Raw genomic sequence first — 13,909 nt, 5'->3', positions numbered from 1 at the left:
ACGTTTAATTGCAATTTTGAAGTTCGGTGTGACCTACGATGACGACTCATCCGACTGTGGATGTTCACGATGCCAATTTTTGATAGCCGCTAAGCGCTGTTGCCAAGCTTTCTCTTGACCTTGATTCGTTGGTTCATAATAAGTCTGGCCTTGAAGTTCCGGCGGCATCGTGGTCATCGACGTTAATTTGGCCGCTGTATCATGGGCATACTGATAGTGGTCGCCATAACCCAATTCTTTCATTAATTTCGTCGGTGCATTCCGAATCTGTAACGGTACTGGCAAATTTCCCTTGGCTTTGACATCTGCCTGTGCCGCAGACTTGGCAGCGTACAGCGCGTTTGATTTCGGTGCTAAAGCCAAGTAGGTCACTGCTTCTGTCAAATTTACATCGCATTCTGGCATGCCAATCAGTTGGCAGGCTTGAAATACTGCCACCGTCAATGGCAATGCTTGCCGGTCAGCTAAACCGATATCTTCACTCGCAAAACGAATCAAGCGCCGCGCAATGTATAAGGGGTCTTCCCCGCCAGCTAGCATCCGCATCAACCAATAGATTGCCGCGTCGACATCACTATTACGCATAGATTTGTGCAATGCTGAAATCAAATTATAATGTTCTTCACCATTTTTATCATAGCGTAATGATTTTGTATTAATAAGCTGATGGAGTCCTGCGGCAGTGACCGTCACAGTTTGTCCCTCACGTTCACCATTTAGGACTGCCATCTCAAGCGTATTCAACGCCACTCGGGCATCCCCATTCGCAAACTCAGCAATCAATTCCAGCGTATCCGGCTGTTTCTTAATCGTTAACTTTTGGAAACCATTTGGATTGTCTAGGGCGGCTTGCAAAACTTGTTTCAATGCCTCAGTTGTTAATTCTTTAAGGACCAACACCTTGCATCGCGAAAGTAAGGCAGCATTGATCTCAAAGGATGGATTTTCAGTAGTCGCCCCAATCAGCGTGATACTCCCCCGCTCAACATATGGCAAGAAAGCATCTTGCTGGGCTTTATTGAATCGGTGAATTTCATCAATAAAAACTAGGGTCTTCTCGCCGAAATCGCGATTGGCTTCAGCTTCATCCATAATTTTTCGAATTTCCTTGATGCCGCTAGTCACCGCACTAAATGTGATAAAATGCGACTTGGTCTGCTGCGCGATAATTTCCGCCAATGTCGTTTTACCAACACCGGGTGGTCCCCAAAAGATCAATGATGGCAACTGATCTTCTGCGATGAGTTGGCGTAACATTTTGCCCGGTCCCAGTAAATGCTCCTGCCCTTTAAAACCATCTAAAGTGGTTGGTCGCACACGATAAGCTAAGGGACTACTAGCCGCGTGCTCAGGATTAAATAATGATTCTTGGCGCAATGCCAACACCTCCGATTAAGTCATTACAACAATTATAACGCAAACAAATGTTCGTGACAAAATTCTCAGTTCTGTGCGACTAGTCACGTTGGTTAAGGTGCTATAATTAAGCTATTAGGAGATGAGTGACATGTTAAAAAATCCGAAAGCAGAGCGTCTACTCCAAGAAATTAGTGTCGCCTATAATGATCCAGCAGTCGCAGCTGATAAAGCTTTAGCGGCAAAATTACTAGCTTGTGCACAAGAACTAGCCAAGCACGAAAATTATTTACTCACTGCCACTCGCGTCAATGCGGTGGCTTTAAGTGGTATTCGGCAACATATGCATCAACCAATTAAGTCTTTAAACACATTATATCAACAAACTGCGCGTACTTCTGAATATTATTGGGGCGTCGCAGCAGCTGCATTTTTAAGCCCATTATGGTAAATAAGTTAATTTAAGCTCGTTAAACTCGCAATTAGTCAACACTAATTAGCGAGTTTTTTGTTTGACGCCACACAAAAAGACGCTCAACCCCGAAAAACAGGTTGAGCGTCATCACGCATTAAGGTTTTAATTTTTATTGTTCTTTATACCAAGTGTAGTGGTACAACCCTTCACGGTCAGTCCGTTCATAGGTATGAGCACCAAAGTAATCCCGTTGCGCTTGTAATAAGTTTGCAGGTAAGACTTCTGCACGGTATGAATCGTAGTAAGACAAAGCAGCGCTAAATGATGGTACTGGGACGCCAGCTTGGATAGCCAAGCTTAAAACGTCACGAGTTGATTGTTGATACTTAGCAGCGATATCTGCAAAGTAATCGTCCATCAATAAGTTGTTCAGATCAGGCTTCTTATCAAAGGCATTAGTAATGTTTTGTAAGAATTGTGCCCGGATGATACAGCCAGCACGCCAGATCTGTGCTAATTCACCATACTTCAAATCCCAGCCGTAATGTTTAGCAGCAAAGCGTAATTGTTCAAAACCTTGGGCATAACTCATGATTTTGCTGAAGTATAAGGCTTGGCGAATTTTTTCGACCAATTCTTCCTTATCAGGCAATTTAACTTCATTCTTAGGACCAGCCAACTTCTTAGAAGCAGCGACCCGTTCGTCTTTCATCATAGAAATGTAACGCGCATAGACCGCTTCAGTAATGACAGATTGTGGCACTTGAACGTTCAAAGCATCTTCTGAACTCCACTTACCAGTCCCCTTGTTGTTCCCACGGTCTAAGATCATGTCAACGATTGGCTTAGTTTTATCATCGCCCAAATCGTCTTTACGTGACAAAATGTCAGCGGTAATTTCAACAAGGTAACTGCTCAATTCGCCCTTATTCCAGTCTGTAAAGACTTTGGACATGTCATCAACCGATAAGCCAGCCACATTACGCATAATGTTGTAACTTTCGTCGATTAACTCTTCATCACCATATTCGATCCCGTTGTGGACCATCTTGACATAGTGACCGGCACCATTTTCACCAATGTAAGTGACACATGGTTCGCCGTCTTGAGGTGCCTTAGCAGCAATCTTCTTCAAGATTGGTTCAACTAAGTCATAAGCTTCCTTTTGACCACCGGGCATCAATGATGGGCCTTGTAAGGCACCTAATTCACCGCCGGAAACACCCATACCAATAAAGTTAATGCCAGACTTGTCTAAACGTGCATTACGAGCCATCGTATCGTTGAAGTTAGTGTTCCCACCATCAATCAACACATCGCCCTTATCAAGTAATGGTAATAATTCATCGATCACCATGTCAGTTGGCTTCCCAGCCTTGACCATCATGATAATCCGACGAGGGGTTTCAAGTGAAGCCACGAAGTCTTCGATCTTGTAACTTGGGACCAGTTGTTTATCTGAATGATCCTTAACGACCTTTTCCGTTTTGGAACCGGTTCGGTTAAAAATCGCAACCTTGTAACCGCGGCTTTCAATATTCAAAGCCAAGTTCTTACCCATGACAGCCATACCAATGACGCCAATTTGTGGTTTTTCATTACTCATTATCTGTTTGCCTCCCAAATTTTACTACGTGACTATCGTACCAAAAACGCTTTCGGTTTTAAAGCAATTTGCGTTGATTATCTCAAATAATTTCATATTTTTTCATGTTAAAAGAAATTAATTTTCATAATTCGATTATTAGTCCCGTAGTGACCCTAAAAGCCGCATTTAAATTAGGCCCAACCCAATTTAAGTGCGGCAGTCAACCTTCATCTAACACAATTAGTGATCTTTTCGCATGTCTTGTTCCCAAAAACCAATCGTATCCGCAGTCGTTTTAGCTGCGGCAGTTTCCAACGTTTTTACTTCTTCAGCGCTTAACGCTGTCGCCGCAACTTGGGCCGCTTCAGCCACTTGCTTGACCTTGGTAACCCCAATAATTGGGATGGTGCCCTTTGCTAGGGCCCAAGCCATCGCAGTTTGTGCGGCCGATAATTGATGCGGTGCACCAACTTTGGTCAACGTTTCAATTAAGGCCGTTAGTTGTGGTAACTGTGGGTTATAAACTTTCCCACGCGCACTAGTTGCTGGGAAAGGATGATCAACGGTATATTTACCCGTCAAGGCCCCTTGTTCTAGCACCATATAAGCAAAGAACTTAATGTCATTTTGATGACAATAATCCAAGATTCCGGCTTGTTCTGAAGTCCGATCCAATAGGCTCAAATGGTTCTGGACAGCATCTAACTTGAAACCAGCGGCACCCAGAATGGCTTGAACTCGTTTAATTTCAGGTAACGTGTGATTAGAAATCCCGATGTGTTTGATTTGACCACTTTGTAATAACGGAATCAATTGTGGCGTCCATTTTTCAACATCATCATCATTATGAATCCAATAATAATCAAAATAATCGGTTCCTAAGCGCTGGGTGCTCCCTTTAAACATATCTTGAACTGGGTGCGCGCCATCATCCGCTAATTGCGGCGTAAACTTCGTTGAAATGACCAAATCCTGACGAGGGGTATCTTTCATCAGATTCCCAAGAATAGTCTCAGAATTACCCTTACTGTAGGCGTAAGCTGTGTCCCAGAAGTTCAAGCCTTGTTTGATTGCTTCAGCGTAAACGGGACCAAAGTGATCAGCCGCATAACCATTACCAAAGTAATCATCTGTGTCACCCCAGGCCCAAGCACCTAAGACGATCTTTGCCGTTTTTGTCATATTATCAAATCTCCTATTTCAACTCATTATCACTAAGACTGCTAGCGATTACCTCCACCATACGACCAAGTGTGGGGCAAATACAACTAATGGTCTTCAAGGAATCATCAGTCTACCCCTAACGAGTGAAATGATTCGTAACTAAAGTTTAATTGTAAACACAAAAAAACTCGCCGAAGCGAGTTTTGACAATCGTTTGTAAAGAAAATTAGCATGCGCCATGGCCGCGATGCGCCTTTTCATCAACTAAATCAAATTAGTTGTTTACTTTAACGACTTCTTTACCGTTGTAATATCCACAACTAGGGCAGACACGGTGAGATACACGTAATTCACCACAATTTGGGCATGGTGCCAAATTAGGCGTAGCCAATTTAATATGACCACGACGGTTGCGTTTACGCATCTTTGATGTTCTTCTCTTAGGTACAGCCATCAACGAACACCTCCTTAAAATAATTTCACATGATGTGATGTTTTTTGATAGGTCTAGCTAATTTAATCCTTGGCTTCCTGATCAGGGAACAGGTTTTTCAATTTAGCTAAACGCGGATCAACAGTTTTATGTTCTTCAGCTTGCTTGGCTAAGTCATCTTCAGAGATAACTTCCCACCCTTTTCCGGCGGGCATTTCTTCACCATTGAGCTCAGCTTCAGAAAGAATCTGCATGGGGATGTGAATTAAAATGTTATCCTCCACAGCGACATCAAAGTTCAAAATATCATCTTCAGGTAAAAAGATTACCGTATCCGCCTTATCAAACTGCGCTAAGTCAGTTCCCTTGGGCACATAATATTCTGTCATTTGAAAAGCCAGCGAAGTTGCCACTGGCGTCAGCGAACGGGTCGACGGTAACGTTAAGTCGGCGTCGACTTTCGCTGAGATTAGCACGCTACCCTTATCATAACTAACAAAGCCTTTTGCTTGAACGGCCTTGACGTCAATAATTTCAGGATAACGCGTCATCAGGGAGTGTTTTAAGTCCAGTGCTTCATCAAACTGAAGTGGCTCATCACGGTAGCTTTTCAGCTGTCCTAACGACCATTTCATTTAAAAACCTCCTAATGCAACGTGATAAATTATACCTGTGTAAAAATCCTTTGTCAATGTTTTTTCCTTGACAGGGCAAAATGCCCGTCACTGTTCACCACCATACCAAGAAAACCCGCTACGGTCAACCGATATTATCCCAGAAACTGAATTGGACGGCGATAAAGATCTTGCGACTGACCATTAATTAAACCATAGATTCGGCCAGCCCGATAGTCGAGTGCTAGACCATGTCGTCGTAAGTCCTTATTAATCTTCGTATAAAGGGGCAATTCAAGTTGCTTCTTGATTTGATGTAAATAGGCCTGCCCAGTAGGATTAAAGCCCAGTACCCGGACATAATTATGGGCCTGCGCCGTTTGAACTTCAGCACTCGTTAATTGTAACAGTGCAGCAGTCGCCACGCGTTGTAGCCGTGTATAGGTGTAGCGTTTAGACTTCACCCGTGCCATAAAGTCCGTAAAACTGGTAGCCGATTGTGCCATTTCTTTGAAACGATATTCAAGGCCCTCAGCCATTTGATCATACTGATGGGTCTGCTCAATCGCGCCCGTCAACAATTGGTAATGCAAATAAGGCCAAAAATCAGCCCAAGTTTGTAATCGTTGCGTCCGTAGTTGGTCAAGCGTCGCTGCCGGCACAACCGGCTTAATCTGCGACCAGGCTTGTTGTGTCGCTGCAGCTCGAATCGCGGTCCCACTGGCAAACTGACTCGTTGCGACAATCTGAGACTCACTATGGTCCGCTTTTTGACGTTGAATTGGAACTAATTGCAACCGACGACCAAACTGTTCATTGGCCAAATAGTAGCAGAAGCCCAGCATATCATTAGCTTTCGTTAGTGTCATCCCAGTGGTCGCTTGCAGGGCCGTGTTGAACTGGGTCGCGTATGTGGCATTGTAGTGCTTAAAAGCGGCCTGCGTTTTCGGTAGCGCCGTCAATAACTGTTCGAAGTCAAGGCCCGGATGTTCCGCCCCAAAAACGAGTGACTGACACCCTAATGCCGTTAGCAGCTCCACACCACCGCGGGCAAATAAATGTGCTGGTTGGGTGGCATAAAATACCGGCAATTCAATCACCAGATCAACTCCTGCTGCCAGCGCCAATTGTGTCCGCGTCCACTTATCTAAAATGGCCGGCTCACCTCGCTGTAACCAATTACCGCTCATCACGACCACGCTACAATCGGCCCCAGTCACGGCTTTGGCCTGTTGTAAATGATATAAATGACCATTATGCAATGGATTATATTCAGTTATAAGTCCGACAGCTTGCACCCTTAGTCACCTACTTTTGGCACCTAAAGAACCAACGCGTTGTTTTTTCAGTTGGTGTCTGCCGACCGAAGTCTGCGGTAACCGTCACCTGACTAAACCCAGCGGCAGCTAAGGCTTGTTGATAGTCACGTAAAACATACGTCCGTTCTTGGTGCAATTCACTCACTTCATCAAAGGCTTGCTTTTCACCATTCCAGATAAAAAAGCTTAAATCATGTTCCGCACTGTGTGGCGTGGTCTCACTCGCATAACTGGTCCACATAAACGCCCGTTCTTCATCACGATAGTTGTACATATACCCAGGATAGACGTCATCCGTTTGATATGGGGTGATCACATCGAATAAAAATTGTCCGTCTGACGTTAAATGCGCCGCAACTTGGGTAAACGCCGTCTGAACTTGTTGCAGATTCTTTAAATAACAGAAGGAATCAGCAAAACAAGTCACCGCGGCATACGTCCCAATTTCACTAAGATCAAGCATATTACCCGCAACTAATGGCAATGAAACGTTGGCGGTTTCAGCATGTTGCTGTGCCAAGGCCAGCATGTTGTCTGATAAGTCCAAACCGGTCACATGATAGCCAGCCTGCGCTAATAAAACGGCTAATCGACCGGTGCCACAAGCGAGTTCCAAGACCTCGCCTGTTTGATCTGGTAATTCACGACGCACAAAATCCAGCCATTGCTGGTACATGGCTGGATCGAAGAGTTCGTCGTAAAGTTCGGCAAACGTCTGGTAGATCATGCGTTTACCCATTGATCAACGTCGACTAGCGGCGCATCTGACCATAATTTTTCCAAGTTATAATGTTGACGCGCGTCCTTTTGGAAAACGTGAACGATCACGTCACCGGCGTCGATCAAGACCCATTCACCTGCAGTCCGACCTTCAACGCTCTTCACGTCAGAGCCTGCTTGGCGAATGAAATCTACGACACTATCCGCGATAGCTTGGACTTGGCGTCTGGAATCTGCAGATACAATGACGAAATAATCTGCCATCAAACTCACTTGTTCAACATCTAAAGCAACGATATCTTCAGCACGCTTATCATCCGCGGCTTTGACCGTTAATTGTAATAATTCTTTGCTATCCATGTCATTCTCCCTTTAAGTCCATTATTTAGTTATCGTGCCAATCCCACCGACCCACGCATTATAAGTTGCTAAGGTTTGGGGATAAACTGGTGCGCCCTGACTCACGAGGTAGCTCAGCGTATGTTGGATCTGGTAGCGAACTCCCGCTGCCAACGACTTTTTGGTCGCGGCTCGGGCATCGTCAACACCAGGAAAATCACGTTGAGGTTCGATAAAGTCAGCCATAAACACGATTTGTGCCAATTTAGGCATATATGGTGCGCCAACCGTATGCAAGCGCACCGCATTTAAAATATCTTCATTATAAATGTGCAACTCATCCTTGATCAATTCGGCACCAACCACTCCGTGCCAAACACCATTACCATAATTCAGCAAAGCGGGATCTAATCCACGTGTTTTGATTAGCTCAATAAACGTGGCATCTGAACGTTGCTTCGCATAATCATGCAACAGACCGGCGATTGCCGCTAATTCAGGATCAACACCATTAGCAACGGCCAGCTGTCGACTCGTCTGTTCAACGCGCAAACAATGTTGGTACCGACTGTCAGTCAGCTTTTCGGCAACTTTAGCCGCCAACTCAGCCTGCGTATAGGGCACGATATTTTCAGTAAATTCAATTGGTTGGCTTGGTTTCATATAAGTGATGCTCCTTAATATAATCAGCCACAGCATCTGGAACGAGATAACGGATCGTATGGCCTTGGTTCACTTTGTGACGGATCTTAGTTGAACTAATATCAATCAGTGGCGCATCGACCCAAATCACTGGGTAACGACTCGTCGTGGGGTATCCGGTCCGTTTAATCCCAACAAACGTGACTAGTTTAATTAAATCATCAATGTGGTTCCAAGTGTGCAAATAATCCACCATGTCGCCACCAATAATCAAATAGTACTGCGTTTCGGGATGCTGGGCCTTCAACACCTTCATCGTATCATAAGTATAACTTTTACCGCCACGTTTTAGTTCGGCCGTTTCTAGTTTGAATAACGGATTGTCCGCAATCGCGCGTTGGACCATGTTGGCACGATCTTTAGCTGGCAGCGTCTTTTTTTCATCGACATGCGGTGGCTGAGCATCCGGCATAAACCGAACTTCATCCAACCCCAGTTGATCACCAACTTGTTCGGCCATAATCAAATGACCCAAGTGTGGCGGATTGAACGTCCCACCAAGGATGCCAACCCGACGATGTGGCAAATCAGTTACGACTTCCGCCATAACTTTCGTTGCAGTTTGACTAACCGTCTTCACTAAAAATTCCTCCCTAGATCCTTGCGACTTCTAATGAGAGTTTTTGGTTCTCTGCATGCGCTGATGGCAAGTATAAGACTAAGACACGACCAATGGTTTGAACGACCGTGATCGCAGTCTTAGCTTCAATGGCTGCCTGGACTTCAGCTAATGTTACTTCTGAATTTTGCAAAATGTTCACTTTGATCAATTCGCGTTTATCCAAGGCTCCCACTAATTGTTCGAGCCATTCATCAGTCAAACCATTTTTACCAACCGCAAATAATGGGCGTAAATGATGGGCCTGACTCCGTAAATAACGTTTTTGTTTTCCTCGTAAGTTTTCCATTAAATTCTCCTAGTTCTTATTAATCATGGCTGGACGTGTTAACACATCCACGCCTTTTGGTGCCCAACCCGCAACGCGGGTATCAGCTGGTACCGTCACCCAACCCAAACCTTCAAAAACCACATCACTAATCTCAGTTGTTTTGAATTCGTGTCGAACTAACGGTGGAAAATCAGCGATAGCATCACCGGTTGGTGGTGTGATCAACTCACCGACGTGCTTCGTATAGAAGTTTTCGGCATTTTCAGTGCGCGTTCGATGTAAGGTTAAATTGTTATCTGCATAAACAATACCGGCTGGTTTAACCGTATCGACAATGTCCAAGCGTGCGACCCCACCAAGGAACAAGGTCTGACCGTTGCCCAGTTGATAAGCCTTGGGCCGAATTTCTTTTTGTGGTGAAACGAGTTTTAAATCGTCGCCACTCAAAACATGGGCCATCTGTTCTGGATGAATGATTCCGGGGGTGTCAACCATCTTATGGCCGTCTTCCAGTGGAATTTCAATCTTATCCAACGTGGTTCCTGGGAATCGAGATGTCGTGATCAGATCTTTTAAGCCAGTGTTATTGGCAATGATCCGGTTGATCAACGTCGACTTACCCACATTGGTCACGCCTACGACATAGACGTCGCGACCACGCCGATATTTTTCAATCAATGCTAATAGGTCGTCAATCGCATGGCCCTTTTTGGCACTGGTCAAGGCCACATCAACTGGCTTGATGCCTTGGGCACGAACTTGTTGATTCATCCATTCGCGTAGCTTCGTCCGCCGTAATTGACGTGGTAAAACATCTTCTTTGTTCCCGACTAACAAGACTGGATTATCGCCAACGAACCGTTGTAAGCCTGGAATAATACTGCCATTCAAATCAAAAATATCCACGACATAGACCACTAACGCATTGGCTTCACGAATCGTTGCCAACAAATGCCGGAAATCGTCATCACTAAGCGCAACTGGGACGATTTCGTTGTAATGGCGTAACCGAAAACAACGTTGGCAATAAAGGTCTTGCGCGTCGTTCGCCAACGATTTCTTTAGGGCTGACGCAGGCGTATATCCTGCTGCTTCAGGGTCCGTCGTTTGAATCGCGGCCCCACAACCAATACAATATAAAGTTTCTTGAGTTGTTTCACTCACTATTTAAGTTCCTCCTGAAAATGCTTTTCTGGATAACGATGGGCTAACTGAACTTTAATAAACCGTTCAAAGAACCGGTTGATACGCGTATTCCAAGCGTCAGTTTTCACCAATGGTTTGACCAAGACACTTTGAACCCCAGCCGTGTGGGCTGCCCACATATCGGTGATATATTGATCACCAACCATGATGACTTCATTTTTCCGTAACCCAAGATTGTGTCGCGCTTTTTGAATACCAAATGGTAATGGCTTCAAAGCACGTGAAACAAATGGTAGTCCTAAGGCAGTTAGTGCCTTGGCAATCCGTTTTTCTGAGTTATTTGAAACGACAACTAGTGGAATGCCGGCATCTTGTAACCCATGCATCCACTTTTTCAGTTCCGGGGTACCATCTGGATTATCCCAGGCAATCAGTGTATTGTCGAGATCGGCAAACACGGCCTTTATGCCCTTTTCACGGAGTTGTGTGGCGGTAATGTTATAGATTGCTGGTATCATCCAAGTTGGTTTGAATTGGTTTATCATCGTTTTCCCCTTCGCTTCTACTGTCATTGGTACTGACATTTTGTCAGACCTCACTTGCCTATTTTATCATACACTCGCACCCTTTTAATAGCGGTGCTTGAGCATCAGTGGTGACAAGTGCTCCCGATAAATTCAGTTATCTTTTAATAATAGATGCTTTTAAAAGAATGTGCAACTTTTATTAATCAAACCGTTATATTAATCCCTGATTTTTGTCAGCGGTCACTAGGTAATCACTCTTCTAATTAAGGCTATCCCATCATTTTGAGGCCTCTACCTTTTGATCGATTGATGACTAGTTCACAATCATTTACTGAAAGCGTATATTGAAGCTGTAAAAATAAATCTCATTATAATTAAGGAGGAATTTTACAATGACGGAAAAAACACCTGTTGAAAAAGAAACGGTCATGGCTAAGGTTGTGACTGATGATTTCTTCAGCAAAGGTCATTGGTGGACTAAAATTTGGCAAACCTTAATGGCCATCGTCTTTTGGATCTGTGTGGCGATTCCGGTCTACTGGACCATTTCGTCCACGCTGCTGATCAACAATGAGCATTTCTTACATGCTTGGCGATATGAAGAAGGTCGCACCCTATTCTACTTTTTTGACCGATTCTTTATCATTGCTTTCATTATCTTAGCGATAATTGTCATTATTTCAACGATTCACAATAATCACCGCGTCAAGCAACATGTTGAGAAAACCATCCAATATGATGAGTCACAACTATTAGCTCGCAAACAACACTTGGAGACATTTTACACTGCCCGTTTTGGCAATAAAGACTTTCGAGAAAACGTCCGTAGTTATCACGTTAAACCTGAGCAAAATCTGGAAGTTAACGAAATTCACAAGCTATACAAGGAGGCCGAAAAATAAGTCATGGAAATCTTACAAACTTTAAAGCCTTTTGAAAGTATTTGGAATTTCGTCCTGCTCCTATTAGTCTCCTATCCAATCTTAGGCGCTTTTGCGTGGTTTATGGGTGTCATCTGCTACCAAACTGTTTACCGCCATCGCCACACCGAGTTCACCTATTTAGCGCCCAAGAATCAGCCTTTCATCACGATCATGATTCCTGCTCATAACGAAGAAGTCATGATTGCCCATACGATCGACTATTTAATGACGAGCTTGAACTATGACAACTTTGAAATTTTAGTCACAGACGATGGTTCCACGGATGAGACGCCACAAATTTTGGCTGAGTTACAAAAGAAATATCATAACTTACGGGTCATCACGATTGAAAAGAACCAAGGTAAAGCCCATGCCTTTAATGTTGGGGTTAGTTTTGCTAAGGGTGACTTCATTTTGAGTAATGACGCGGATTCAATTCCTGAACCTGATGCGTTATGGAAATACATGAATTACTTTGTTGGTGAAGAGCACAAAAACATTGCTGCCGTCACGGCCAACATGGATGTGCAGAACCGTAGTAAATTGATTGCAAAGTCACAAACGGTTGAGTTTTCTAGTATCGTTGGGGTCATCAAGCGTAGCCAAGTCAGTGCCCTAGGAAATATGTACGCTTATAGTGGTGCTAATACGATGTATCGCCGAGATGCCTTGATTGATGTTGGGTTATTCCGTCAAGATCGTGCCACCGAAGATATTAGCATCGCTTGGGATCACCAACTCAATGGTTGGACGACCGTCTTTTCACCCGACATTCTATTTTACATGAACGTCCCAGAATCCTTAAAAGCACTCTACCATCAACGAAAACGTTGGGCTAAAGGTGGCACCGAAGTTTTACTCACTAACTTTGGCCGTGTGATGCGTCACCCATTGCGTTACTTAAAACAAATGGCCTTCATCACTGATCAAACCTTGAGTATTATCTGGTCCTTATTCTTCTTTGTTTCAACGCTACTCTTTGTGCTTTCGTTCATTACTTTCATTTTTACCGGCAACTACGAAAGACTCTACCACATGTTCTGTATGGCCTTTATCTTCGTCACCTTCGAAATGTTTGCTGGCTTGCTTCAACTACTTTCAGCACTGATCGTCGATGACCGCGGACGTAAGCTTAAATATTTGATCTTCATGCCACTTTACATGTTGGTCTATTGGCAAGTCAACGCCCTAGCATTGGTCATGACATTAATCCCTGCCATTAAAACAATTATGGGTTACGGCAGTGGCACTTGGGTCAGTCCAGTCCGCAAGCACACCGATTCACCAAGTTAATTTTAAAACGCGCAGTCTTAATCGACTAGCGCGTTTTTTGTTGTCAAAAAAAAGACGTCACCAAAAGATGACGTCCATTTCCTATCAAGATAAGTTTAAATTCTAATTAAGCTGCAAGAGCTTTCTTAGCTTCTTCAACCAATGCCTTGAAAGCATCAGCATCGTTAACAGCTAAGTCAGCCAACATCTTACGGTTCATATCGATGTTAGCAAGCTTCAAACCATGCATTAATTGACTGTAGCTGATGTCGCTCATCCGGGCTGCCGCGTTGATCCGGGCAATCCAAAGACGACGGAAGTCACTCTTACGCTTCTTACGATCGCGGAATGCGTATTCGTATGACTTCATTACTTGGTCCTTAGCTACCTTAAATTGGATATGCTTAGCACCACGATAACCTTTAGCTAATTTTAAAACGCGCTTACGACGTTTGCGTGTTACAGTTCCACCTTTTACTCGAGCCATCTTATTTCCTCCTA

The 13,909-nt window shown here is 44.1% G+C and carries 17 protein-coding genes; 3 read left to right on the top strand and 14 right to left on the bottom strand.

Annotated features, from left to right (window positions below; translation table 11 throughout):
- Positions 1-33 precede the first annotated feature (33 nt).
- Complete coding sequence (locus RA086_RS06170) at positions 34-1,377, bottom strand: replication-associated recombination protein A (RefSeq protein ID WP_308702977.1); 1,344 nt, start codon at positions 1,375-1,377, stop codon at positions 34-36.
- Positions 1,378-1,507: 130 nt separating this feature from the next.
- On the opposite strand from RA086_RS06170, the gene RA086_RS06165 reads away from it, so the two are divergent.
- Positions 1,508-1,807: a bacteriocin immunity protein gene (locus tag RA086_RS06165; RefSeq protein ID WP_308702976.1), complete on the top strand. Its 300-nt coding sequence runs from the start codon at positions 1,508-1,510 to the stop codon at positions 1,805-1,807.
- A gap of 133 nt (positions 1,808-1,940) precedes the next feature.
- Here RA086_RS06165 and gndA read toward each other — a convergent pair whose 3' ends face one another.
- The 12 genes from gndA to RA086_RS06105 all read right to left on the bottom strand — a co-directional run bounded on the left by gndA (position 1,941) and on the right by RA086_RS06105 (position 11,231).
- The gene (gndA, locus tag RA086_RS06160; protein WP_308702975.1) at positions 1,941-3,377 is read right to left on the bottom strand and encodes an NADP-dependent phosphogluconate dehydrogenase; all 1,437 of its coding nucleotides are present in this window, start codon (positions 3,375-3,377) and stop codon (positions 1,941-1,943) included.
- A 222-nt stretch (positions 3,378-3,599) separates the two neighbouring features.
- Positions 3,600-4,541, bottom strand: coding sequence for an aldo/keto reductase (locus RA086_RS06155; protein ID WP_308702974.1), 942 nt, complete (start codon positions 4,539-4,541; stop codon positions 3,600-3,602).
- Between the two features lie 256 nt (positions 4,542-4,797).
- Entirely contained in the window at positions 4,798-4,977 is a 180-nt protein-coding gene (rpmF, locus tag RA086_RS06150; RefSeq protein ID WP_137607429.1) for a 50S ribosomal protein L32, read from the bottom strand.
- 62 nt (positions 4,978-5,039) lie between these two features.
- Entirely contained in the window at positions 5,040-5,591 is a 552-nt protein-coding gene (locus RA086_RS06145; RefSeq protein WP_308702973.1) for a YceD family protein, read from the bottom strand.
- Positions 5,592-5,725: 134 nt separating this feature from the next.
- Complete coding sequence (locus tag RA086_RS06140) at positions 5,726-6,868, bottom strand: nucleotidyltransferase (RefSeq protein ID WP_308702972.1); 1,143 nt, start codon at positions 6,866-6,868, stop codon at positions 5,726-5,728.
- 10 nt (positions 6,869-6,878) lie between these two features.
- A complete protein-coding gene (locus RA086_RS06135; RefSeq protein WP_308704424.1) occupies positions 6,879-7,616 on the bottom strand; it encodes a class I SAM-dependent DNA methyltransferase in 738 nt (245 codons plus the stop codon).
- Positions 7,613-7,969, bottom strand: a complete 357-nt coding sequence (gene rsfS, locus RA086_RS06130) for a ribosome silencing factor (protein WP_308702971.1) — start codon at positions 7,967-7,969, stop codon at positions 7,613-7,615. Before rsfS ends, RA086_RS06135 begins: the two co-directional genes overlap by 4 nt.
- A gap of 21 nt (positions 7,970-7,990) precedes the next feature.
- Complete coding sequence (yqeK, locus tag RA086_RS06125; RefSeq protein ID WP_308702970.1) at positions 7,991-8,611, bottom strand: bis(5'-nucleosyl)-tetraphosphatase (symmetrical) YqeK; 621 nt, start codon at positions 8,609-8,611, stop codon at positions 7,991-7,993.
- Positions 8,589-9,197, bottom strand: coding sequence for a nicotinate-nucleotide adenylyltransferase (locus tag RA086_RS06120; protein ID WP_308704423.1), 609 nt, complete (start codon positions 9,195-9,197; stop codon positions 8,589-8,591). Before RA086_RS06120 ends, yqeK begins: the two co-directional genes overlap by 23 nt.
- A 46-nt stretch (positions 9,198-9,243) precedes the next feature.
- Complete coding sequence (yhbY, locus tag RA086_RS06115; RefSeq protein WP_308702969.1) at positions 9,244-9,558, bottom strand: ribosome assembly RNA-binding protein YhbY; 315 nt, start codon at positions 9,556-9,558, stop codon at positions 9,244-9,246.
- Positions 9,559-9,567: 9 nt separating this feature from the next.
- A complete protein-coding gene (gene yqeH / locus RA086_RS06110) occupies positions 9,568-10,704 on the bottom strand; it encodes a ribosome biogenesis GTPase YqeH (protein ID WP_308702968.1) in 1,137 nt (378 codons plus the stop codon).
- The gene (locus RA086_RS06105) at positions 10,704-11,231 is read right to left on the bottom strand and encodes a YqeG family HAD IIIA-type phosphatase (protein WP_308704422.1); all 528 of its coding nucleotides are present in this window, start codon (positions 11,229-11,231) and stop codon (positions 10,704-10,706) included. Before RA086_RS06105 ends, yqeH begins: the two co-directional genes overlap by 1 nt.
- Positions 11,232-11,605: 374 nt before the next feature.
- On the opposite strand from RA086_RS06105, the gene RA086_RS06100 reads away from it, so the two are divergent.
- Both RA086_RS06100 and RA086_RS06095 read left to right on the top strand, forming a co-directional pair.
- Complete coding sequence (locus RA086_RS06100; RefSeq protein WP_308702967.1) at positions 11,606-12,115, top strand: hypothetical protein; 510 nt, start codon at positions 11,606-11,608, stop codon at positions 12,113-12,115.
- Positions 12,116-12,118: 3 nt separating this feature from the next.
- Complete coding sequence (locus RA086_RS06095) at positions 12,119-13,429, top strand: glycosyltransferase family 2 protein (protein WP_308702966.1); 1,311 nt, start codon at positions 12,119-12,121, stop codon at positions 13,427-13,429.
- A gap of 106 nt (positions 13,430-13,535) precedes the next feature.
- On the opposite strand, the gene rplT is transcribed toward RA086_RS06095, so the two are convergent.
- On the bottom strand, positions 13,536-13,895 hold the full coding sequence (gene rplT / locus RA086_RS06090) for a 50S ribosomal protein L20 (protein WP_137607420.1): 360 nt from the start codon (positions 13,893-13,895) through the stop codon (positions 13,536-13,538).
- Positions 13,896-13,909: the final 14 nt, after the last annotated feature.

This window comes from Lactiplantibacillus brownii (assembly GCF_031085375.1).
GTDB lineage: Bacteria > Bacillota > Bacilli > Lactobacillales > Lactobacillaceae > Lactiplantibacillus > Lactiplantibacillus brownii.
The sequence above is the reverse complement of the archived record's forward strand: the minus strand, read 5'-3'. Positions and strand labels throughout refer to the sequence as shown.

Bases quoted from the DNA above. Each gene is read 5' to 3' on its own strand.
- gndA (WP_308702975.1), bottom strand. From the start codon at position 3,377: ATGAGTAATGAAAAACCACAAATTGGCGTCATTGGTATGGCTGTCATG.
- RA086_RS06165 (WP_308702976.1), top strand. From the start codon at position 1,508: ATGTTAAAAAATCCGAAAGCAGAGCGTCTACTCCAAGAAATTAGTGTC.
- RA086_RS06105 (WP_308704422.1), bottom strand. From the start codon at position 11,231: ATGATAAACCAATTCAAACCAACTTGGATGATACCAGCAATCTATAAC.
- RA086_RS06100 (WP_308702967.1), top strand. From the start codon at position 11,606: ATGACGGAAAAAACACCTGTTGAAAAAGAAACGGTCATGGCTAAGGTT.
- RA086_RS06120 (WP_308704423.1), bottom strand. From the start codon at position 9,197: ATGGCGGAAGTCGTAACTGATTTGCCACATCGTCGGGTTGGCATCCTT.
- RA086_RS06155 (WP_308702974.1), bottom strand. From the start codon at position 4,541: ATGACAAAAACGGCAAAGATCGTCTTAGGTGCTTGGGCCTGGGGTGAC.
- rpmF (WP_137607429.1), bottom strand. From the start codon at position 4,977: ATGGCTGTACCTAAGAGAAGAACATCAAAGATGCGTAAACGCAACCGT.
- rplT (WP_137607420.1), bottom strand. From the start codon at position 13,895: ATGGCTCGAGTAAAAGGTGGAACTGTAACACGCAAACGTCGTAAGCGC.
- rsfS (WP_308702971.1), bottom strand. From the start codon at position 7,969: ATGGATAGCAAAGAATTATTACAATTAACGGTCAAAGCCGCGGATGAT.
- yqeK (WP_308702970.1), bottom strand. From the start codon at position 8,611: ATGAAACCAAGCCAACCAATTGAATTTACTGAAAATATCGTGCCCTAT.
- RA086_RS06135 (WP_308704424.1), bottom strand. From the start codon at position 7,616: ATGATCTACCAGACGTTTGCCGAACTTTACGACGAACTCTTCGATCCA.
- yhbY (WP_308702969.1), bottom strand. From the start codon at position 9,558: ATGGAAAACTTACGAGGAAAACAAAAACGTTATTTACGGAGTCAGGCC.
- RA086_RS06145 (WP_308702973.1), bottom strand. From the start codon at position 5,591: ATGAAATGGTCGTTAGGACAGCTGAAAAGCTACCGTGATGAGCCACTT.
- RA086_RS06095 (WP_308702966.1), top strand. From the start codon at position 12,119: ATGGAAATCTTACAAACTTTAAAGCCTTTTGAAAGTATTTGGAATTTC.